Origin of the sequence: Rhizobium terrae (assembly GCF_003425685.1) — a bacterium.
Taxonomy (GTDB): Bacteria; Pseudomonadota; Alphaproteobacteria; order Rhizobiales; family Rhizobiaceae; genus Neorhizobium; species Neorhizobium terrae.
This window is the reverse complement of the sequence record NZ_QJKM01000002.1, coordinates 166,771-187,200: the sequence shown is the minus strand read 5'-3', so window position 1 is coordinate 187,200 and position 20,430 is coordinate 166,771. Positions and strand designations below refer to the sequence as shown.

The 20,430-nt window shown below is 61.7% G+C and carries 18 protein-coding genes; 11 read left to right on the top strand and 7 right to left on the bottom strand.

Translation table 11 applies throughout. From position 1 onward, the window contains the following. Positions 1 to 5 precede the first annotated feature (5 nt). The 3 genes from DMO26_RS03870 to thrC are packed head-to-tail and all read right to left on the bottom strand — an operon-like array spanning position 6 to position 3,375. Positions 6 to 617 (bottom strand): GNAT family N-acetyltransferase, encoded by a 612-nt coding sequence (locus DMO26_RS03870; protein ID WP_162894702.1) that lies wholly within the window; start codon positions 615 to 617, stop codon positions 6 to 8. Positions 618 to 647: 30 nt separating this feature from the next. Then, the gene (locus tag DMO26_RS03865) at positions 648 to 1,946 is read right to left on the bottom strand and encodes a M16 family metallopeptidase (RefSeq protein ID WP_117190710.1); all 1,299 of its coding nucleotides are present in this window, start codon (positions 1,944 to 1,946) and stop codon (positions 648 to 650) included. Positions 1,947 to 1,983: 37 nt separating this feature from the next. Next, positions 1,984 to 3,375, bottom strand: a complete 1,392-nt coding sequence (gene thrC / locus DMO26_RS03860; protein WP_117191019.1) for a threonine synthase — start codon at positions 3,373 to 3,375, stop codon at positions 1,984 to 1,986. A 126-nt stretch (positions 3,376 to 3,501) separates the two neighbouring features. On the opposite strand from thrC, the gene DMO26_RS03855 reads away from it, so the two are divergent. After that, positions 3,502 to 4,071 (top strand): PilZ domain-containing protein, encoded by a 570-nt coding sequence (locus DMO26_RS03855; RefSeq protein WP_117190708.1) that lies wholly within the window; start codon positions 3,502 to 3,504, stop codon positions 4,069 to 4,071. 123 nt (positions 4,072 to 4,194) lie between these two features. Here DMO26_RS03855 and DMO26_RS03850 read toward each other — a convergent pair whose 3' ends face one another. Beyond that, the gene (locus DMO26_RS03850; RefSeq protein ID WP_117190707.1) at positions 4,195 to 4,884 is read right to left on the bottom strand and encodes an HAD family hydrolase; all 690 of its coding nucleotides are present in this window, start codon (positions 4,882 to 4,884) and stop codon (positions 4,195 to 4,197) included. Positions 4,885 to 5,023: 139 nt separating this feature from the next. On the opposite strand from DMO26_RS03850, the gene DMO26_RS03845 reads away from it, so the two are divergent. Then, the gene (locus tag DMO26_RS03845; protein ID WP_117190705.1) at positions 5,024 to 5,692 is read left to right on the top strand and encodes a GntR family transcriptional regulator; all 669 of its coding nucleotides are present in this window, start codon (positions 5,024 to 5,026) and stop codon (positions 5,690 to 5,692) included. A gap of 189 nt (positions 5,693 to 5,881) precedes the next feature. Next, a complete protein-coding gene (locus tag DMO26_RS03840) occupies positions 5,882 to 6,475 on the top strand; it encodes a biotin transporter BioY (RefSeq protein ID WP_117190704.1) in 594 nt (197 codons plus the stop codon). Between the two features lie 12 nt (positions 6,476 to 6,487). Here DMO26_RS03840 and DMO26_RS03835 read toward each other — a convergent pair whose 3' ends face one another. Next, positions 6,488 to 7,168 (bottom strand): ArsR/SmtB family transcription factor, encoded by a 681-nt coding sequence (locus DMO26_RS03835; protein ID WP_117190703.1) that lies wholly within the window; start codon positions 7,166 to 7,168, stop codon positions 6,488 to 6,490. A 128-nt stretch (positions 7,169 to 7,296) separates the two neighbouring features. Between DMO26_RS03835 and DMO26_RS03830 the strand changes: the two genes are divergently transcribed. The 4 genes from DMO26_RS03830 (at position 7,297) to DMO26_RS03815 (ending at position 10,072) form a co-directional block, all read left to right on the top strand. Beyond that, positions 7,297 to 7,626 (top strand): NIPSNAP family protein, encoded by a 330-nt coding sequence (locus DMO26_RS03830; RefSeq protein ID WP_117191018.1) that lies wholly within the window; start codon positions 7,297 to 7,299, stop codon positions 7,624 to 7,626. Next, entirely contained in the window at positions 7,623 to 7,970 is a 348-nt protein-coding gene (locus DMO26_RS03825; RefSeq protein ID WP_117190702.1) for an antibiotic biosynthesis monooxygenase family protein, read from the top strand. The genes DMO26_RS03830 and DMO26_RS03825 overlap by 4 nt, the downstream gene beginning before the upstream one ends. A gap of 119 nt (positions 7,971 to 8,089) precedes the next feature. Further along, complete coding sequence (locus DMO26_RS03820; protein WP_117190701.1) at positions 8,090 to 8,803, top strand: transporter substrate-binding domain-containing protein; 714 nt, start codon at positions 8,090 to 8,092, stop codon at positions 8,801 to 8,803. A gap of 138 nt (positions 8,804 to 8,941) precedes the next feature. Beyond that, positions 8,942 to 10,072: a site-specific DNA-methyltransferase gene (locus DMO26_RS03815; RefSeq protein WP_117190700.1), complete on the top strand. Its 1,131-nt coding sequence runs from the start codon at positions 8,942 to 8,944 to the stop codon at positions 10,070 to 10,072. Between the two features lie 566 nt (positions 10,073 to 10,638). Here DMO26_RS03815 and DMO26_RS03810 read toward each other — a convergent pair. Further along, on the bottom strand, positions 10,639 to 11,250 hold the full coding sequence (locus DMO26_RS03810) for an HAD family hydrolase (protein WP_117190699.1): 612 nt from the start codon (positions 11,248 to 11,250) through the stop codon (positions 10,639 to 10,641). 22 nt (positions 11,251 to 11,272) lie between these two features. Further along, positions 11,273 to 12,367 carry an A/G-specific adenine glycosylase gene (gene mutY, locus DMO26_RS03805; RefSeq protein ID WP_117190698.1) on the bottom strand — a complete coding sequence of 365 codons (1,095 nt, stop codon included), beginning with the start codon at positions 12,365 to 12,367 and terminating at the stop codon, positions 11,273 to 11,275. Between the two features lie 81 nt (positions 12,368 to 12,448). On the opposite strand from mutY, the gene DMO26_RS03800 reads away from it, so the two are divergent. The 4 genes from DMO26_RS03800 (at position 12,449) to ppdK (ending at position 20,382) form a co-directional block, all read left to right on the top strand. Continuing rightward, entirely contained in the window at positions 12,449 to 12,982 is a 534-nt protein-coding gene (locus tag DMO26_RS03800) for a DUF721 domain-containing protein (RefSeq protein WP_226951184.1), read from the top strand. A 144-nt stretch (positions 12,983 to 13,126) separates the two neighbouring features. Further along, a complete protein-coding gene (locus tag DMO26_RS03795) occupies positions 13,127 to 13,831 on the top strand; it encodes a DsbA family protein (RefSeq protein ID WP_117190697.1) in 705 nt (234 codons plus the stop codon). Between the two features lie 36 nt (positions 13,832 to 13,867). Then, positions 13,868 to 17,329 (top strand): chromosome segregation SMC family protein, encoded by a 3,462-nt coding sequence (locus DMO26_RS03790; RefSeq protein WP_117190696.1) that lies wholly within the window; start codon positions 13,868 to 13,870, stop codon positions 17,327 to 17,329. A gap of 371 nt (positions 17,330 to 17,700) precedes the next feature. Further along, positions 17,701 to 20,382 (top strand): pyruvate, phosphate dikinase, encoded by a 2,682-nt coding sequence (gene ppdK, locus DMO26_RS03785; RefSeq protein ID WP_117190695.1) that lies wholly within the window; start codon positions 17,701 to 17,703, stop codon positions 20,380 to 20,382. Positions 20,383 to 20,430 lie beyond the last annotated feature (48 nt).

Below are 20,430 nucleotides of genomic sequence, written 5' to 3'. Positions count from 1 at the left end.
GCCGCTCATGGTTTCAGCATCTTCCCGAATTCACCGTCTTCCGGTAACCGGGAGAACATCAGATGGTCGCGCCATTCGCCGTTGATTTTGAGGTATTTGCGCAAAAGACCTTCCCGCTCGAAGCCGGCCTTTTCAAGAAGCCGGACGCTTTTCCAGTTTTCCGGAATACAGGCTGCCTCGATCCGGTGCAACTGAAGTCCGTGGTAGATATACGGGATAGCCACGTTCAATGCGGCCAACATATGGCCTTGGCCGGCATGTTTTTCGCCCATCCAGTAACCGATCATGCAGCTTTGCGCCGCTCCCCGGCGGATGTAACCGATCGTCAGCCCGCCGAGCAGGACCTCGTCCCCTCGCCGGAACAGAAGGAGCGGCATGGCGAGCCCCGCGGCATATTCCTGTCCGCTCCTGACGACGCGCGCCCGAAACGAGCCCTCGGTCAGCTCGTCCGGCCGCCAGATGGGTTCCCAAGGCTGCAGAAAACCGCGGCTTTCCGAACGCAGCCGTTGCCACTGCTTGTAATCGGAATAGCGAGGCAGGCGCAGAAGATGGTTCTCGCCATAAAGCTCTGGTGTGTCCGGCTGTCGCGACAGGAACCGAAACACCGACTTCGCCATTATTATTCTGCTCCGGGCAGGGGGGCCGGCTTAGCCGGCAACCTTCTTGGTTTGAAACCCAGGCGAGGAAAGCGCCGCGGTGATATCGGTCATGGATGCGAGTTGATCAATCGGACCGACGGCCGACAGCGTGGGGACTGTATCGAAAAACAGCCGCCCCGCAAGATCGGTCAGCCGTTCGGTGGTGATGCCGGCGAGCCGTTCCATCATTTCCGGGTTGGGGATCGGCCGGCCGTAAAGCATCATCTGCCTGGCGATCTGGCCGGCACGGGCAGCCGGGCTTTCTTGGCCCATCAGCAGTTGGGCACGGATCTGGGCGCGAGCGCGGTCGATCTCCTGCTGTTCGATCGTCTCCGAGGCCTTGCGCAGTTCGTCGATGACGACCGGCACCAGTTTCGGCAGGTCGTCGCCACCGGTTGCGGCATGGATGCCGAAGATGCCCGTGTCGGAAAAGCCCCAGTGGAAGGCATAGACCGAATAGCAAAGGCCACGATGTTCGCGCACTTCTTGGAAGAGGCGCGACGACATGCCGCCGCCGAGGATGTTCGCAAGGATCTGCGAACAGTAGAAGTCGCGCATGTGATAGGCCTTGCCCTCAAAGCCGATCAGCAACTGCGCATCCATGAGATCGCGGGTCTCGCGGACGTCGCCGCCGATATAGCGGGCCGTATCGAAAATGGGCGGTGTGCTCGGCGTCAGCGGCAGGTTGGCGAAGCGCTCCTCCACCTGTTTGACGAATGCGTCGTGATCGACGGCGCCGGCGGCGACCACGAACATCCGATCGGTGGTATAATTGCGAGAGAGGTATCTGCGGATCTGGTCGGGCGTGAAGCTTTTGACCGTTTCCGGCGTGCCGAGGATCGGTCGGCCGAGCGTCTGGCCGCGATAGGCAGCTTCCGAGAAGCGGTCGAAAATCACGTCGTCCGGCGTGTCGTTGGCGGCCCCGATTTCCTGCAGGATGACATGCTTTTCGCGGCGGAGTTCTTCCTCATCGAACTCCGATTCCGTTAGGATATCGGCGAGGATGTCGACCGCAAGCGGCACATGGTCCTTCAGCACGCGGGCATAATAGGAGGTGGTTTCGGTGGAGGTGGCGGCGTTCAATTCGCCGCCGACATTTTCGATCTCCTCGGCGATGTCGCGGGCGCTGCGCCGGGCCGTGCCCTTGAAGGCCATGTGTTCGAGAAGGTGGGCGATGCCGTGTTCATCCTCGGTCTCGTTGCGTGACCCGGACTTGATCCAGACACCCAGTGCGACGCTCTCCAGATGCGGCATGTTCTCGGTGACGACGGTCAGACCGGAGGCGAGCCGGGTGATTTCTACATTCATATCCAAGTCTTTCCGGCGCCGCCGATACTCTTAGCACTCAAGCGCGGGCATGCTGGCCGATGAAGGTTTCGACGGCCTTAAGCGCAGGCTCCAAGATATCGAAGCGCTCCTCCCTTTGCATTAGATCAGCAAGCCATGATGGAAGCGCCGGATCAATTCCGCAAGCGGATTTTACCGCGGCCGGGAATTTGGCCGGATGCGCAGTCGCAAGCGTCACCATCGGGCTCGCCGGCTTTGCATTCTTCTTTGCGACGAAAACGCCGGTTGCCGTATGCGGGTCGAGGAGGTAGCCGGAGGCCGACAGCGTCTCGCGGATCGTCGCCGCGACCTGGCGTTCGGTGGCGCGTCCGGCGCGGAATTCGCGCTTGATGCTTTTAAGCGCATCCGGCTTGATCTCGAAAGCCCCGGACTGTTTCAGGCCGGCCATGGAAGAACGCACAGCACTTGCATCGCGGCCGTAGGATTCAAACAGCAGCCGCTCGAAATTCGACGAGATCTGGATGTCCATCGAGGGAGAGGTCGTCGCCTTGACGCCCTTCATCTCGTAGCGGCCGGTCTTCAGCGTGCGGGCCAGGATGTCGTTGTCATTGGTGGCGATCACCAGGCGGTCGATCGGCAGGCCCATCCTCTTGGCCACGTAACCGGCAAAGATATCCCCGAAATTCCCGGTCGGCACGGTGAAGGAGATTTTCCGATCCGGACCGCCGAGCGAGACAGCTGCGGTGAAATAATAGACCACCTGCGCCATGATACGCGCCCAGTTGATCGAATTGACCCCGGAAAGCTTCATGCGGTCACGGAAGGCCACGTCGTTGAACATTTCCTTCACCAGGTTCTGGCAGTCGTCGAAATTCCCCTTCACCGCAATAGCATGCACGTTGGCGGCGGCGGACGTCGTCATCTGCCGCTGCTGCACCGGCGAAACCTTGCCGTGCGGGAAGAGGATGAAAATGTCGGTGCGCTCGCGCCCGGCAAAGGCGTCGATCGCAGCCCCACCGGTATCCCCCGATGTTGCGCCGACGATCGTCGCGCGTTCGCCGCGTTCGGCCAGGACATAATCCATTAGCCGCGCGAGAAGCTGCATCGCCACGTCCTTGAAGGCGAGCGTCGTGCCGTGGAAGAGTTCGAGCACGAAATCGTTCGGGCCGGTCTGGACGAGCGGCACGACGGCCGGATGTCGGAAGGTGGCATAGGCTTCGCCGATCATCGCCTGCAGCCTGTCTGCCGGAATTTCGCCATCAACGAAGTGTTTCAGGACCTCGAAGGCGATGTCCTGGTAGGACTTGCCGCGCAGGGCCCGGATCTCCTTTTTGGTGAGGCTCGGCCATTCGCGCGGCACGTAAAGACCGCCGTCGCGGGCAAGGCCGGCCATCAGCGCGTCACGAAATCCGAGAGCAGGAGCTTCGCCCCGGGTAGAAATGTAGTCCACGACCGTCAATCCCCAATCGATTTTTATTCGCGCCGCTGATATAGACCATCGAAATCAGCGGTGAAAGACTGGAAAATGACATGTCCGGTCGCCAGCAATGTGATGGGATGGAAGAGGTTGAGTAACGTGTTTGGCAAGATTTCGCGTGGTCTTCTGGCGGTTTCCCTGGCGGCTCTCGCAGGCTGCAATTCCTCGTCGCCGACCGAAGGCTTGACGCCGACCGCCCAGGCAGCACCGCCTCAACAGGCCATAACGCCGGTCGTGCAGGCCTTTTGCCCGCCGGTGGTCATGCTGGAGCAGACGGCCATCCACCAGGTCTATGCCCGCGGCGGCGACAAGAACCCCGAAAAGCTTCTCTACCAGGCCTCGCTCGCCGATGCGACGCGCCAGTGCACCGCCAACGAAACGACCTTGACGATCAACGTCGTGGCCCAGGGGCGCCTCGTCCAGGGGCCGGCCGGCACACCCGGCAAGATCACCTTGCCGATCCTCGTCGAAGTGGTCGACGGCGACAACATCATCTATTCACAGAAAGTGGCGTTCCCGGTCGATATGCCTGCCGGCGGCACCCAGTTCATCTTCAACAAGCCGGACGTGCAGATCCCCAATGCCCAGGGCGGCGCCTCGCGCTTCACCCGCGTTCGGCTGGGATACGATACCGGCGCCCCGACGAAGAAGCCGACCCGCCGGAGCTGATTTCACCGAAAGCGGCGAAACAGCGGCCCGTAGAGCGGTCGGGGCGAATGTCCCGATCGAAGAGCTCCTACCCGTTGCCTCAATGCCCTAAGGCATTGAAATACGCACAGGGAAACCCCTTGTTCAGAACGCGCCCGCCCATTCGGTCAATGCGGCGATGACCGCCGGCAGGTCCATCATGCGGGAAATCACCGTCTCGGCGCCGGCATCCGTCAGCCGGTCTGCATGGCTCGGATAGGTGTGCGATGCGCCTGTGAAGCCAATGACCCGCATGCCGGCCGCCTTGGCGCCATGGATGCCGTGGGTGGAATCCTCGATCACCAGGCATTTGTCCGGCGACACGCCGAACTGCTTCGCCGCATGTAGGAAGATGTCCGGCTTCGGCTTGACGCGGTCGGGCCCGAGATCCTTGGCGGAATAGATATGCGGCGCGAAATAGGGCTTGAGGCCGACTTTTTCGAGCATCATGTCGAGCCGGTGGCTGCTGGAATTGGAGCAGATGCAGCGCTGCGTGGTGATCCGGGCGAGTGCGAACTTCACGCCGTCGATGATCTTCACGTCGCGGGCGAGGCGCGCGTCGAGCAGTTGTTCCGACTTGTCGAGCAAGGAAGCGGAAAGCGGGATATTGGCCTCCTGCTCCACCTGCAGCAAGATGTTCTTCCATGTCATCCCGGCGAAACGCTCGCCCATTTCCTCGACGCTGATGGGATAGCCGGCCTCCGTCAGCAGTCTCGATTCGACCTGCGCCGCGATGATTTCGGAATCGACGAGCACGCCGTCGCAATCGAAAATGATGAGGTCGAAACCGCTCATGATGGAAGGCCCTGTAGGTGAAGTGAGGGGCGCCTTTTATACCCGTCTTGCCAAAAGCTCAATCGATACTCCTGCATGGCAGCTGGAAGCGGAGCGGGCGGCTCTCGACAAGCCTCCGACAGCCATCTAAGGAACGCTTATGGGCAAGGAGCCGGAAGATACCATCGCCAGCCGCATCAGCCGGGTGCTCGCCGATCGCATCGTGCGCGGCGAACTTGCGCCGGGCGCCCGTCTTCGTCAGGATCACGTCGCCGAGGAATTTCGGACCAGCCACGTGCCCGTGCGGGAGGCCTTCCGCCGGCTGGAGGCGCAGGGGCTGGCGATCAGCGAACCGCGCCGCGGCGTGCGCGTCGCTTCCTTCGATCTCGCCGAAGTGCGCGAAGTGGCCGAGATGCGTGCCGCGCTGGAAGGGCTGGCATTACGCCACGCCGCCCGCCACCTGACGCCCGCCATTCTGGATGCTGCCGAAGAGGCGACCCGCGAGGGTGACGCCGCCGCCGATGTTCATGCCTGGGAGGAGGCAAACCGCCGCTTCCACCGGCTGATCCTCGCGCCCTGCGGCATGAAGCGCCTGCTCGCCTCGATCGACGATCTGCACGCCGCAAGCGCCCGTTTCCTGTTCTCCGCCTGGCAGACCGGCTGGGAAAAGCGCACCGACCACGATCATCGCGCCATCCTTGCCGCTCTGCGTCAGGGCAAGGCGGAAGAGGCGGCCGTTATTCTCCAGAAACACGTGCAATGGATCGGCCGCGGCCCGCAACCGACCCCTGCGGGCGTTGCTCGTGAGACTTTCGCCATCGTCGGCTGATCGCAATCAAAATTATAGATAAAATTTCCGCCGCGAAACCTCTCGGATATATGGGATTTCGGCAAATGCCTCCGTGCGATAACTGCCTCCTGCCCTTGATATTGGCTGTGGGTGGCTTGCTTTCTTCAAAAAAACACGCATAAAATAGATTGTAATAGAAATTATCTATAATATTGAAAGGAGAGCTTGATGTCCCTGAACAATTCCCGCCAAACGCTTGCATTCGATCCCTTTCGCCTTGCGGATCGATCTGTCCTGATGAAGGCGCTTTTCGTGCTGGCCGGCACGCTGGGATTGGCGATTGCCTCGCGCATCGCGGTACCCATGTATCCCGTGCCTGTCACCATGCAGACCTTCGCGGTGACGATGATCGGCGCTCTCTACGGCTGGCGCCTCGGGGGTTTCACCGTGTTGGCCTGGATCGCCGAAGGCATGATCGGCCTGCCCGTCTGGGCGAATGGCGCAAGCGGCATTCCCTATTTCATGGGGCCGACCGGTGGCTATCTCGTGTCTTTCCCCATCATCGCGGTGTTGACCGGCTGGCTGGCGGAAAGGGGCTGGACGGGCGAGCAGGTGATGGCGAGCTTTATTGCGCATCTTGCCGCCAACATCCTCTGCCTTGCGATCGGCGGCGTTTGGCTCGGGGCGATGATCGGTGCGGAAAAGGCATGGCTGCTCGGCGTCATGCCCTTCTTCATCGGCGCTGCGCTGAAATCTGCCCTGGCGGCGGCGGTGCTGAAGGGCGTCGCCATCTATGGCGGCAAGCTGCGGATCGAGGCCTGAAGGCGATGATGCTCAGACCGGAAACAGCGACAGGAATTTCCGCTCGCCTTCCGGCGTAAACAGCACGGCGCGGCTTTCCTCGCTGCGCCGTGCCCAGCCCTTTTCCATGAAATGCTGGAGCAGTGCCTTGCCGAGCGTGCCGGCCAGATGCGAGCGCCGTTCGCTCCAGTCGAGGCAGGACTTGCAGAGCGGCCGGCGGCTGGAGGCGAGTTTCGAAAGATCGATGCCGAGCTTGCCGAGTTCGGCGCGGCCTTCCTCGGTCATCGTCAGGTTCTCTCCGTCCGTCTCGATCGCGCCGCGCGCCACGAAACTGTCGAGCATCCTGACACCGTAGTCGCCGGCCAGATGGTCGTAGCAGACGCGCGCCTTGCGCAGCGCCGGATCCTTCGGTCCCGGCCGGTGGCGCAGATGGCCTCTGCTTGCCGCAAATCCCATCAGGCTTTCGAGGAGGGCGCCGACGGCGGCATCGGCCAGCGTGAAGTAGCGATGCCGGCCCTGCTTGCGTTGCGAAATCAGCCCGCCATCTTCGAGTTTCGACAGATGCGAACTTGCCGTCTGCAGCGTCACGCCTGCCGCCTGCGCCAACTCGGTCGCCGTTAATGCCTGGCCGCCGCTGAGGACGGTCAGCATGTTGGCGCGGGCGGGATCGCCGATCAGGGTGCCGATTCTGGCTATGTCCGGACCTTCTTTCATACTTCGACCATAACCGAAGCATCCTGGCTGCGCAACATGGCAAAACACTTCCGTCACCCGAGCGACGCCCGGAAAAGCATAAAGCGGTTTTCCGCCCGGAATTGCTTCAGAACGAAATGGAGAAGGCCATGATCACCTGTTTCATCCGTTACGAAATCGACCCTTTCAAGAAGGACGAATTCGCCGAATATGCCCGCAACTGGGGTCAAGCGATCCCGCGCTGCGGCGCCGACCTGATCGGTTATTTCGGTCCGCACGAAGGTTCGGCGACAACCGCCTACGGGGTCTATAACATCGAGAGCCTTGCTGCTTATGAAGCCTATCGGGCCCGTCTTGCGGCCGATCCGTCCGGCCGGGAAAATTATGCGTTCGCCAAACGCCAGCGCTTCATCCTGAAGGAAGACCGCATCTTCCTGACGAACGTGTCCGCACCCCACGGAGCTTTGGTTACGCCATGATCGCCGTCATTTTCGAAGTCGTGCCCTATATGGGCGAACGTCACAAATATCTGGATCTTGCGGGCGAACTGCGGGTCGAGCTCGAAAGGATCGACGGGTTCATCTCGATCGAACGTTTCGAGAGCCTCACCATGCGCGGCAAGCTTTTGTCGCTCTCCTTCTGGCGCGATGAGGAGGCGGTGCGTCAGTGGCGCAATCTCGAAGCCCATCGGGCAGCCCAGCAGGCCGGCCGCAACGGTATCTTCGCCGATTATCGCCTGCGCATAGGCCATGTCCTGCGCGATTACGGCATGTTCGAACGCGCCGAGGCGCCTGCCGACAGCCGCGAGGTGCATGCGGCCTGATGGCAGCACAACGTACCCTTTGAAAGGCCTGCCGCGACCTGTAGCGGCAGGCCTGACATTTTGGGAGGGGAAGGAAACTTAACGGAGCGTCTTCCGATGTTCCATGCTATACGCCATCCATGGCCGATTTCGCTTTTCTCATTGAACCTCCCTTCAACTATCGCCGACCGGATGGAAGCGTCACCGGCTGCGATGTCGAGCTTGCGCGGACGGTGCTTGCGACCATCGGCATTGACGATGTGGACATGGCCGAGACGGAATTCGCACAGCTCCTTCCTGGACTGGCGGACGGCCGCTGGCGGATGACGACCGGGCTTTTCGCGACCGAGGAGCGCCGAAGGATTGTGGGTTTCAGCCGGCCGATCTGGGCCCTGCCGGACGGGCTGCTGGTGCGGCGGGGCAATCCTCTGCATCTCGCCGGCTACAGATCCGCGGCGAAGGTGAAGGACTGCAGGCTTGCCGTCATCCGCGACCAGTTCCAGCATCGCTCCGCCGTCGAATTCGGCATGCCGGACGATCGCATCCTGGTCTTCGAAACCTATGCGGATGCCGCGACCGCCGTGCTTGAGGGACGTGCGGACGCCTATGCAAGTGTGGCGCGGGCGCATGCCGGTTACCTCGAACAGAACCGGGATCTGGCCCTGGAGATCGTGACCGTCGGGAGAGACGAGAAGGAACCGGCTTTCGGGTCATTCGCCTTTCACAGATCGGCTGATTCATTCAGGCAAGCGGTCGACGATGCTTTGCTTTCTTATCTCGGTTCTGCCGATCATCGGGTCATGATGAAGACGTTCGGCTTTAGCGATGCCGAGATCGATCTGGTCGCCCGCTGAAGAAACACCGGCATTGTCCAATTCGCTCGCCTCGGAAATTTTTCTCAAAATCGTGCAGCGCTTTCAGTGTTTGGTAACCAAAATAGGTAACCATAACAGTCAGTAAAGTCGTACCGAGTAAAGCGTAGCGAGTATCAAATGGCAGCAGTTCTTCCGCTGGCCGACCTGAAGCAACAGGCGCGTCCAGGCACATGGATCAACAGCATCATTAAGGGCGATTGTGTCGCCGCACTTGAGGCTCTGCCGGATCACTCCGTCGACGCCATCTTTGCCGATCCTCCGTACAATCTTCAGCTTGGCGGCACACTGCATCGCCCCGACCAGTCGCTGGTCGACGCCGTCGATGACGAATGGGACCAGTTTGCTTCGTTCGAAGCCTATGATGCCTTCACCCGCGCCTGGCTGCTTGCTTGCCGCCGTGTCCTGAAGCCGGCCGGCACCATCTGGGTCATCGGCTCCTACCACAATATCTTCCGCGTCGGCGCGATGATGCAAGACTTGAATTTCTGGCTGCTGAACGACATCGTCTGGCGCAAGACCAACCCGATGCCGAACTTCAAGGGCCGCCGCTTCCAAAACGCCCACGAGACGATGATCTGGGCGAGCCGTGATGCCAAGGCCAAGGGCTACACGTTCAATTACGATGCGCTGAAGGCTTCCAACGACGACGTGCAGATGCGCTCCGACTGGTTGTTTCCGATCTGCTCGGGCCACGAGCGGCTGAAGGACGATGACGGCAGGAAGGTCCATCCGACCCAGAAACCGGAGGCCCTTTTGGCGCGCGTCATCATGGCGTCGACCAAGCCCGGCGACGTGATCCTCGATCCCTTCTTCGGCTCGGGCACCACCGGTGCGGTCGCCAAGCGCCTCGGCCGCAACTTCGTCGGCATTGAGCGCGAACAGGACTATATCGATGCGGCCTCCACCCGCATCACCGCCGTTGAGCCGCTCGGCAAGGCGGAACTGACGGTCATGACCGGCAAGAAGGCCGAACCTCGCGTCGCCTTCAACACGCTGGTCGAAAGTGGTCTCGTAAAGCCTGGTCAGGTCCTGACCGACGCGAAGCGCCGGCACAGCGCGATCATCCGCGCCGACGGCACGCTCGCGGCAAACGGCGAGGCCGGTTCCATTCATCGCCTGGGCGCGAAAGTGCAGGGCCTTGATGCATGCAACGGATGGACGTTCTGGCATTTCGACGACGGGCAGTCTCTGAAGCCCATCGACGAACTGAGGGCGGTCGTCCGCAACGATCTGGCGAAATTGGACTGATCCACCTGTCCCTGCCAGATTGAATGGAATTCCTTGTCCGGTTTGTACCTCTAGTCCCGGACGAGGATAATTGACGCCCGGGGAGGCTGACCCCGGGCGTCATTTCTTTTTGGTTTAGGTTCGATCTCGACCGAAGCAGCGCTTAGCTCCCGATTTGGCGAGTCCGACACCTCGGCGGCCACGGTATTGTATTCCTGGTTCAAAAAGCCATTTGCGGATCGATCCTGGGCATGTCTTGGCCCTGGCGCCAGGGGAGATGCCATGGGTTAAGCCATCGCGGATGGGAACCCCCGGTCTTCATTGACATAAGCGATCGCGCATTGAGCGATGGACACGTTTAGGTCTTCAAGCTCGATGGTGATTTCCGATTCGCAGGGTTCAGAAACTGGCCGATGGCGGCATAGAGTTGGTCAGCGGCAATGGGCGCTTTATCCGCCTCAGAAAATCAAAAAGTCAAAATTATTGGACCTGCAGCCCGTCGGGCGGTCCGGTTTCCGCCGGCGCCCTGATCGACAGTTCGCTTCCTGAGCGAGGGCGCCGGCGCTGCTTCCCGAGGGTTCCACTCCTTACATTTCCACCCCATGTGCGATCAGATCCTGCCTCAGCGTTTCCGGGTCCTTGAAATGCACCGCCTGCCAGCCGGCGGCACGCGCGCCTTCCACATTCGGGTAGCTGTCGTCGATGAATATCGTCGCCTCCGGCACAAGGCCGAAATCGTGGGTATGCTTATCGTAGATCGCCACGTCCGGCTTGATCAGACCGATCTCGCCGGAAACGGTCACGCCGCGCGGCTTGTTCAGGAAGGGGAAGATCTTCCTGGCGTCGACAAAAGTGTCGGCTGCGAAATTGGTGAGCATGGTGACGTCGCGGCCCTTGTCGATCAGATCTTCCATGATGGCGACCGAGCCTTCATAGGCATGCGGCACCATTTCGTGCCAGTATTTGCGAAAGGCGCGGATCTGCTCCTCGCGCTCCGGATGCACGGCGATCAATACTGCCTCGGCATCTTCCCATGTGCGGCCGCGATCCTGCTCCAGGTTCCATTCATGGGTGCAGACGTTTTCGAAGAACCATTTCCGTTCCTCCGCGTTGGGAATGATGCGGCTGAAGGGAAGGGTGGGGTCGTAATGGATCAATACCTTGCCGATGTCGAAAACGATGTGGTCGATTTTGGCCACTGTCAGAAATCCTTCGAGAGAATCAGTTGGGGCTTGTTGCGAAGGCGAGTGGAATAGCCTGCGTGATCGCTTTTTTCATGACAGTCGGAAGCGCCTGCGTCCCAAGATTTGCCACGGGCTCCCACCACCCGTCCGTGACAGCTTTTTCAACCTTCGCGCGGAAGACTGAGAGTCGAAGTTCGAAATGGGTGAAGACATGCGTAACCGTACCGCAAGCCTCCCAATCCGCCGGGAGGGGGGCGTGATCCACGGTTAAGCCGCCATCGAGCCGTGAGGTCCAGGCGGTTGTCGGCACCTCCGTCATGCCGCCAAGCAGTCCACTGTCAATCCGACGTCTGAGCAGGATCTCGCCAGCCGGCGTCACGGCGATAAAGGCGGCTCCTAGCCGTACCGGCTTGTCCTTCTTGGCGGCTTTTACCGGAAAGCATTCCGGATCGTGTGCGGCAAAGGCGAGGCAGTCGTTGCGGAAGGGACAGAGTGCGCAGGCCGGCCGTTTCGGCGTGCAGATCGTGGCGCCGAGATCCATCATCGCCTGGGCGAAATCCCCCGGCCGGGCTGCGGGCGTAAGTTCGACGACCCTGGCCTTTATCGTCGGTTTCGAGCCGGGAAGCGGCGCATCGATGGCGTAGAGCCGTGAAACGACCCGCTCGACATTGCCGTCCATCACTGCCGATTGGCGATCAAAGGCGATCGCTGCAACTGCCGCGGACGTATAGTCTCCGATACCGGGAAGCGCCCTCAGGCCGTCCTCCGTGTCTGGAAAGACACCGCCGTGTTCGGTTGCCACCGCCTCGGCGCATTTCTTCAGATTGCGGGCGCGGGCGTAATATCCAAGACCGGCCCACGCGGCCATGACATCGTCGACGGGAGCCGCGGCAAGGTCGGTCACCGTCGGCCAGAGCTTCAGGAATTTCGCAAAATATGGTTTGACCGCCTGCACCGTCGTCTGCTGCAGCATCACTTCCGAAAGCCAGATGTGGTAGGGGTCGGCGCGTTTTCCCGTCTTCGCCGCAGCCGGGCTCACCCGCCACGGCAGTTCCCGGTGATGCCGGTCGTACCAGGAGAGCAGTTTTTCGGCATGCGCCGATCTGGCTATTTCCGGAAGCGTATGGAGCATTGTTTGCCGTTGCGGGATGAGATGCCATATACTTGTGAGAAGTATGCGCCGCCATCAAGGATGGCAGCCAGGAAAACGGCCATGAACATGTCGAAAACAACAGGTTATCCCAAGAAAGGTGGCCGCCGGGGTGAAATGCAGATTGCCGAAGTGGCAAACGGTATCCTCGATCCGGTATTGGCTCGCCGCGCCGGCATTTCGACGGCGCTGCTCGGCTCTTGGGACGAGATCGCCGGCGAGGATTTCGCCGATTGCACCCGGCCGGAAAAGATCGCCTGGCCGCGTCGCGATGAAGGTTCCGGCGCGGGCGGCGGCCATCAGCCGGGCGTCCTGACGGTTGCCTGCGAAGGCGCGCGCGCGCTTTTTCTCACCCATGCTCAGGGCGAGCTGATTTCCCGTATCAACGGCTTTTTCGGTTTTCCTGCTGTGCGCCAGATTCGTATCGTTCAAAAGCCGGTGTCGCAGGCCTTCAAACACCCGAGAAAGCCACCGCCGCTGCGAGGCGAGGCGGCAAAGCGTCTGGAAACGATGGTCGAAGGCATCGAAAGCGAGGCCTTGAAAAAGGCGGTGGAGCGGCTCGGCACCGCCGTACTGCAGAAAAAGCCCCGGTCCTGAAAAGCAAAGCTTCGCGAGCGGCCTGATAGACCTCGGATTTGTCACAATTCTTTGAAGAGATTTGCCTATCGACAGCTTGTTCGCGTTCGGGCGCCGCGATACGGAAAATCGATCTATTCAAGACCTCTCGAACACGGGTGTTTTATGCAGATGAACGATATGACCATGACCAGGCGCGCGCTCCTCGGCGGAGTGGCGGTTACTGCCCTTTGCCTGGCGCTGCCGCTCGGCGCTTCCGAGGCCTTTGCGCAGGAGATGCCGGAAGCCCAGGGCGATGTGGACATGGCTGCTGCTCTAAAGCCCGGAGCCCTGCCGGAGATGGCGCTCGGCGACGAGAAGGCTCCGGTCCAAGTCATCGAATACATGTCGATGACTTGTCCGCACTGCGCCAATTTCCACAACAAGACCTTCGATACGATCAAGACCAAATATATCGACACCGGCAAGGTCCGCTTCATCATCCGCGAGTTCCCCTTCGATCCGGTCGCGACGGCTGCTTTCATGTTGGCTCGCTGCAACCCGCAGGATCCGAAGCAGCTGTCGACGCCGGCGCAATATTTCCCGATGGTGTCGATGCTCTTCAAGCAGCAGCGTGCCTGGGCAGCTCCGGCGAACGGCGACGTGCGCGGTTCGCTGCTTCAGAGCGTCAAGCTTGCCGGTTACTCACAGCAGAGTTTTGAAGCCTGCTTGACGAACCAGAAGCTTCTCGATGATGTGAATGCCGTGACCAAGCGCGGGGCGGATGAATTCGGCGTGAATTCCACGCCGACCTTCCTGATCAACGGCAAGAAGTATTCGGGAGACATGTCGGTTGAATCCATGTCGAAGCTTTTCGACAGTCTATTGTGAGCACATCCTTCCTGACGGGAAGGTGAGGGGCGCGGCATGAAATTCAACAAGCTGCGCCTCGTCGGGTTCAAGTCCTTCGTCGAGCCGACGGAATTCATCATCGAGCGCGGGTTGACCGGCGTGGTCGGCCCGAACGGCTGCGGCAAGTCGAACCTTGTCGAAGCGCTTCGCTGGGTGATGGGAGAGAATTCCTACAAGAACATGCGCGCGTCCGGCATGGACGATGTGATCTTTTCCGGTTCCGGCAATCGGCCGGCCCGCAATACGGCGGAAGTCGGCCTTTATCTCGACAATGCCGATCGCACGGCGCCCGCTGCCTTCAACGATGCCGATGAGATCCAGGTGACCCGCCGCATCGAGCGCGAGTCGGGCTCGATCTACCGCATCAACGGCAAAGAGGCGCGCGCCAAGGACGTGCAGCTCCTGTTCGCCGACGCCTCGACCGGCGCAAGGTCGCCATCGATGGTCGGACAGGGCCGGATCGGCGAACTGATCCAGGCAAAACCGCAGGCGCGCCGCCAGTTGCTCGAAGAGGCTGCCGGCATTTCGGGCCTGCATTCCCGCCGCCACGAGGCTGAACTGCGCCTGCGCGCCGCCGAAAGCAATCTCGAACGTCTGGACGATGTGCTGACCCAGCTCGAAAGCCAGATCGAGAGCCTGAAGCGCCAGGCCCGCCAGGCGAATCGCTTCAAGATGCTGTCGGCCGATATCCGCGCTCGTGAGGCGCTGCTCTTGCATATCCGCTGGGTGCAGGCGAAGGAGGCGGAAGCCGAGGCCGAGAGTGCGCTCAATCAGGCGACCGTCGTCGTCGCCGAAAAGGCGCAGGCTCAGATGGAGGCCGCCAAGAGCCAGGCGATCGCCGGTTTCAGGCTGCCCGAACTGCGCGAGGAGGAGGCGCGTGCCGGAGCGACCTTGCAGCGTCTGCAGATCGCCCGCGGCCAATTGGAGGAGGAGGCGGGCCGACTCCTGAAGCGTCGCGACGAGCTGACCCGTCGGCTGAACCAGCTTGGCGAAGACATTCGTCGCGAGGAGCAACTCGCCGCCGACAATGCCGCCTTTCTCGAGAAGCTGGCTGAGGAAGAAGCGGAGCTCAACGAGATGCTCGCCGATTCCGGCTCGAAAGCCGATGAACTGCGTGAAGCCTTCGAGGCCGCGGCCGCCACACTTGCGGCAAGCGAAAAACTGTTTGCGACGATCACCGCCGAACGTGCCGAGGCCGCCGCCGGCCGTAATCAGCTCGAACGGTTGATCCGCGACGTGGCCGAGCGCCGCCAGCGCCTCGATCGTCAGCTTGCCGAAGCAAATGGCGAACTCGACGCTCTGGACGAGCGGTTGGCGGGGCTCGATGATCCGGCTGAGAAGCGCGAGGCGGTGGAGGCGGCGGAAATCGCCGTCGAGGACGCCGTCGTGATCGCCGAAGAGGTCGAAGCCGCGCTTTCGTTGGCGCGTTCCAATGAGCAGATGGCCCGTGCACCCGTGGAAGCAGCCCGTTCGGCGCTTAACGCGCTGGAAACGGAAGCTCGAACCATTCGAAAAATGCTGGCGGCCGGCGCCGCCCTCGGCGATTTCGTGGCCGTTGCGGAAATGATCCGGGTCGATCGCGGTTACGAGGCGGCGCTCGGAGCAGCGCTGGGTGACGATCTCGAAAGCCCCGTCGACAGCACGGCTCCCAGTTACTGGTCTCTGAACGGCGATGGAGCAGATGATCCTGGCCTGCCGCAAGGCGTGAAGCCTTTGAGCGCCCACGTAACGGCGCCACCCGAGCTTGCCCGCCGGCTCGGCCAGATCGGCATCGTCGCGGCCGCCGATGCGGCGCGCCTCATGGCGCTGCTGAAACCCGGCCAGCGGCTGGTGACCAGGGAAGGCGCCGTCCATCGCTGGGATGGCCATGTCACCGGCTCCGAGGCGCCCGGCGCTGCCGCATTGCGGCTTTCCCAGAAGAACCGGCTTTCTGAACTCGAAGCGGAAATCGATGAAGCGCGGATCGTGCTCTCCGAGAGCGAGGCGGAGCTTGCCGAAGCGGCGTCCAACATCACTGCTCGGGAACGGCAGCTTTCCGAGGCGCGGGACCGCGGCCGGATGGCTGCTCGCCAGCTTGCGGAAGCCCGTGACGCGCTGGCCGCCGCCGAACGGGCGTCCGGCGACCTCACGCGTCGCCGCGACGTGGCGGCAGAGGCGCTGAACCAGATCAGCGCCCAGATCGATGAACTCGGCATCCAGGAAGAGAATGCCCGTGCCGAATTGGAAAATGCGCCAGATATTTCCGGCCTCGACAACCGCCTGCGCGAGCAGCAGATGGCGGTCGCGACCGATCGCGGTCTTCTGGCCGAGGCTCGCGCAGGTTACGAAGGATTGAGCCGGGAGGCCGAGGCGCGCAAGCGTAGGCTTGCCGCGATCGCGCAGGAGCGAGGTTCCTGGACCGCGCGCGCCGCGAGTGCCGCCGGCCATATCGCCAATCTTCGCGAACGCGAGGAGGAAGCCCGCGAGGAGATCGCGGACCTCGAAGCCGCGCCGGAAGAGTTCGACGACAAGCGCCGCGCGCTTTTGAACGAACTGCAGAAGGCCGAGGAAATGCGCCGCGACGCGGCCGACCGTCTGGCCGAGGCCGAAACTCGTCAGCGCGAGACGGACCGGATTGCCGCAACCGCACTGTCGGAACTGGCGGAGGCGCGGGAAAAGCGTGGCCGTGCCGAGGAGCGTCTGGTTTCTGCCGCCGAGAAACGGCATGAGGGCGAAGAGCGCATCCGCGAGGCGCTCGGGGTGCCTCCCCATGAGGTCCTGCGCTTGGGCGGCCTGAAGCCCGATGCGACCGTTCCGGATATCCGCGAGATAGAGCGCGAGGTCGATCGGCTGCGCATGGAGCGAGAACGGCTCGGCGCCGTCAACCTGCGCGCCGACGAAGAGCAGAAGGAACTTTCCGACAAGCTCGATCTTTTGATGCGCGAACGCGCCGACGTGATCGATGCGATCCGCAAGCTGCGCGGCGCTATCCAAAGCCTGAACCGCGAGGGGCGTGAGCGCCTGCTTGCCGCCTTCGATGTGGTCAATACCGAATTCCAGCGGCTCTTCACCCACCTTTTTGGCGGCGGTACGGCGGAGCTGCAGTTGATCGAGTCGGACGACCCGCTAGAAGCAGGCCTCGAAATCCTCGCCCGTCCGCCTGGCAAGAAGCCGCAGACCATGACGCTTCTTTCCGGCGGCGAGCAGGCGCTTACCGCGATGGCGCTGATCTTTGCCGTCTTCCTCACCAATCCGGCGCCGATCTGTGTGCTGGACGAAGTGGATGCACCGCTCGACGACCATAATGTGGAACGCTATTGCAATCTCATGGATGAAATGGCGGCGTCCACCGAGACCCGTTTTATCATCATCACCCACAACCCGATCACCATGGCCCGGATGAACCGGCTTTTCGGCGTCACCATGGCCGAACAGGGAGTGTCTCAACTGGTCTCAGTTGATCTTCAGACGGCCGAACTGTTGCGGGAGGCAAGCTGAGCAATTTTTTACATGGCGTAAAAATGCTCGCTCCTTACGTAGAATCACCCATATGGGGGATGCAATTTTTAGGCTATTAGTGTCTTCTCGATTGTGAAATGGAACGCGTTTTCGCGTCAGCCATCGCGCGATGGCTCGTGTCAGGCGTTTTCCCACCCCCCGTTCGGGTTTCCTGTCCCGGACGGAAAGCTTTGCGGGGCCGCCTGTGATCCGGCCCCGCAAAGCTTTGCTTAGATCGCCTCCGACGATTTTTTAACCTTGCGGTCGAGGATTATGTTGCGATGCAACATAATCCTGCCTTCATCCGTTCCCAAACCGTCACAAAAGCTATAATCATTCGGAAAACAGACTGCGTCGGGGTGGAGAGCAGCATGTCGAAATGGGTCTATCGCTTCGGCGGCGGCGAGGCGGAGGGCCGCGCGGCCGATGTCGTGCGGCTTGGCGGAAAGGGCGCCAATTTGGCCGAGATGGCAGCGCTCGGCCTACCGGTGCCGCCGGGCCTTACCATCGTCGCCGATGCCTGCGCCGTTTATTTCAAAGATGAAAAGACGTTACCTGCCGATCTGAAGAGCGAGGTTCTGGACGGAATAACCGCGATGGAAGGGCTGACGGGCCGCGTCTTCGGCGGCAAGGTCAAGCCGCTTCTTCTCTCCGTCCGTTCTGGCGCGCGTGCCTCGATGCCCGGCATGATGGATACGGTCCTGAACCTTGGTTTGAATGACGAGACCGTGCAGGCGCTCGGCCACGATGCGGGCGACGCTCGTTTCGCCTGGGACAGCTACCGCCGCTTCATCCAAATGTATGCCGACGTGGTCATGGGGCTGGACCACGAGATCTTCGAGGAAATCCTCGAGGACGAGAAGGCGCGTCTCGGCCATGATTACGACACCGATCTTTCCTCCGTCGAATGGCAGCATGTGGTGGGCCTCTACAAGCAGACGATCGAGGAGGAGCTCGGAAAGGGATTTCCGCAGGATCCGCATGTGCAGCTCTGGGGCGCCATCTCCGCCGTGTTTTCGAGCTGGATGAACCCGCGCGCCGTGACTTACCGCATCCTTCACCGCATACCGGAGGAATGGGGAACGGCGGTTAACGTCCAGGCCATGGTCTTCGGCAATCTCGGGTCGTCTTCCGCCACTGGTGTCGCGTTTACCCGTAACCCGTCGACCGGGGAAAAGGCGCTCTATGGCGAGTTCCTCGTCAATGCGCAGGGCGAGGATGTCGTGGCTGGCATCCGCACGCCGCAATCCATCACCGAAGAGGGCCGGCTTGCCTCTGGTTCGGAAAAGCCGTCGATGGAAAAGCTGATGCCGGAGGCTTTTGCCGAGTTCAAGGCGATTTGCGGCCGGCTGGAGGCTCATTACCGCGACATGCAGGATCTCGAATTTACCGTCGAGCGCGGCAAGCTGTGGATGCTGCAGACGCGATCCGGCAAGCGCACGACGCGCGCGGCGATGAAGATCGCCGTCGACATGGTCGAGGAGCGGCTGATCTCAGAGGAAGAGGCCGTCTGCCGCATCGAGCCGTCATCGCTGGACCAGCTTCTCCATCCGACCATCGATCCACGTGTCGAGCGCCATGTGCTCGGCTCCGGCCTACCGGCATCGCCGGGTGCCGCGACCGGCGAGATCGTTTTCACGGCCGAGGAGGCGGTGGAGGCGGAATCCGAGGGCCGCAAGGTCATCCTGGTTCGTATCGAGACGAGTCCGGAAGACATCCATGGCATGCATGCGGCCGAAGGCATTCTCACCACCCGTGGCGGGATGACCAGCCATGCGGCGGTGGTTGCCCGCGGCATGGGCATCCCTTGCGTCGTGGGCGCCGGTTCGATGCGCGTCGACACGCGCAACGAAATGCTGATCGGCGCCGGTGGGGTAACACTGAAGCGCGGCGATGTCGTCACCATCGACGGTTCGTCCGGCCAGGTATTGAAGGGTGCCGTGCCGATGATCCAGCCGGAACTTTCCGGTGACTTCGGCAAGCTGATGTTGTGGGCCGACAAGGCGCGGCATATGGCCGTGCGCACCAACGCCGATACGCCGCAGGATGCCCGCGCCGCCCGTTCTTTTGGAGCCGAGGGCATCGGCCTCTGCCGCACCGAACACATGTTCTTCGAGGGCGACCGCATTCACGTCATGCGCGAGATGATCCTCGCCGAGGACGAGAAGGGCAGGCGGGCGGCACTCGCCAAGCTCTTGCCGATGCAACGCTCGGATTTCACGGAACTGTTTGAGATCATGCACGGCCTGCCGGTGACGATCCGTCTTCTCGATCCGCCGCTGCACGAATTCCTGCCGAAGAGTGAGACGGAGATTGCCGAAGTGGCGAAGGCTATGGGTATGCCGCCTTCCTTCCTCGCCCGTCGCATCGATGCGATCCACGAATTCAACCCCATGCTCGGGCATCGCGGTTGCCGGCTGGCGATCTCCTACCCCGAGATCGCTGAAATGCAGGCACGCGCGATCTTCGAGGCGGCGGTCGCGGCAGGCAGGCAGACCGGCGAGCCGGTCGAACTCGAGATTATGGTGCCGCTCGTCAGTCTCCGCAAGGAACTGGACTATGTGAAAGGCGTCATCGACCGTGTCGCCGAGGACGTGGCGAGGGAAACCGGTGTGCCGATCGCTTACCTCGCCGGCACGATGATCGAACTGCCGCGCGCAGCGATCCGGGCCCATGTGATCGCCGAGACCGCCGAGTTCTTTTCCTTCGGCACCAACGACCTCACCCAGACGACCTTCGGCATCTCGCGCGACGATGCGGCCGCTTTCATTCCGACCTATCAGAAGAAGGGTATCATCGAGCACGATCCGTTCATCTCGCTCGATTTCGAAGGCGTCGGCGAACTGATCCAGATGGCCGCCGAGCGTGGCCGGCGCACCCGCAACGACCTGAAGCTCGGCATTTGCGGCGAACACGGCGGCGATCCGGCTTCGATCCGCTTCTGCGAGGCGGCGGGACTGGATTACGTCTCCTGCTCGCCCTTCCGCGTGCCCATCGCAAGGCTGGCGGCAGCCCAGGCGGCAATCGAAAAGAGGGTTGTGGTAAAGGTTTGAACCGATCCCTCCCTGCAGTTTCGAACACTCAACTGGCGTTAGATGTTG

What these genes read in the sequence shown, in the direction of transcription:
- DMO26_RS03845 (WP_117190705.1), top strand. Translation starts at nt 5,024, where the DNA reads ATGGGCAAGGAGCCGGAAGATACCATCGCCAGCCGCATCAGCCGGGTG.
- DMO26_RS03850 (WP_117190707.1), bottom strand. Translation starts at nt 4,884, where the DNA reads ATGAGCGGTTTCGACCTCATCATTTTCGATTGCGACGGCGTGCTCGTC.
- mutY (WP_117190698.1), bottom strand. Translation starts at nt 12,367, where the DNA reads ATGCTCCATACGCTTCCGGAAATAGCCAGATCGGCGCATGCCGAAAAA.
- DMO26_RS03795 (WP_117190697.1), top strand. Translation starts at nt 13,127, where the DNA reads ATGCAGATGAACGATATGACCATGACCAGGCGCGCGCTCCTCGGCGGA.
- DMO26_RS03815 (WP_117190700.1), top strand. Translation starts at nt 8,942, where the DNA reads ATGGCAGCAGTTCTTCCGCTGGCCGACCTGAAGCAACAGGCGCGTCCA.
- DMO26_RS03790 (WP_117190696.1), top strand. Translation starts at nt 13,868, where the DNA reads ATGAAATTCAACAAGCTGCGCCTCGTCGGGTTCAAGTCCTTCGTCGAG.
- DMO26_RS03800 (WP_226951184.1), top strand. Translation starts at nt 12,449, where the DNA reads ATGAACATGTCGAAAACAACAGGTTATCCCAAGAAAGGTGGCCGCCGG.
- ppdK (WP_117190695.1), top strand. Translation starts at nt 17,701, where the DNA reads ATGTCGAAATGGGTCTATCGCTTCGGCGGCGGCGAGGCGGAGGGCCGC.
- DMO26_RS03820 (WP_117190701.1), top strand. Translation starts at nt 8,090, where the DNA reads ATGGCCGATTTCGCTTTTCTCATTGAACCTCCCTTCAACTATCGCCGA.
- DMO26_RS03830 (WP_117191018.1), top strand. Translation starts at nt 7,297, where the DNA reads ATGATCACCTGTTTCATCCGTTACGAAATCGACCCTTTCAAGAAGGAC.
- DMO26_RS03865 (WP_117190710.1), bottom strand. Translation starts at nt 1,946, where the DNA reads ATGAATGTAGAAATCACCCGGCTCGCCTCCGGTCTGACCGTCGTCACC.
- DMO26_RS03825 (WP_117190702.1), top strand. Translation starts at nt 7,623, where the DNA reads ATGATCGCCGTCATTTTCGAAGTCGTGCCCTATATGGGCGAACGTCAC.
- DMO26_RS03835 (WP_117190703.1), bottom strand. Translation starts at nt 7,168, where the DNA reads ATGAAAGAAGGTCCGGACATAGCCAGAATCGGCACCCTGATCGGCGAT.
- DMO26_RS03840 (WP_117190704.1), top strand. Translation starts at nt 5,882, where the DNA reads ATGTCCCTGAACAATTCCCGCCAAACGCTTGCATTCGATCCCTTTCGC.
- DMO26_RS03870 (WP_162894702.1), bottom strand. Translation starts at nt 617, where the DNA reads ATGGCGAAGTCGGTGTTTCGGTTCCTGTCGCGACAGCCGGACACACCA.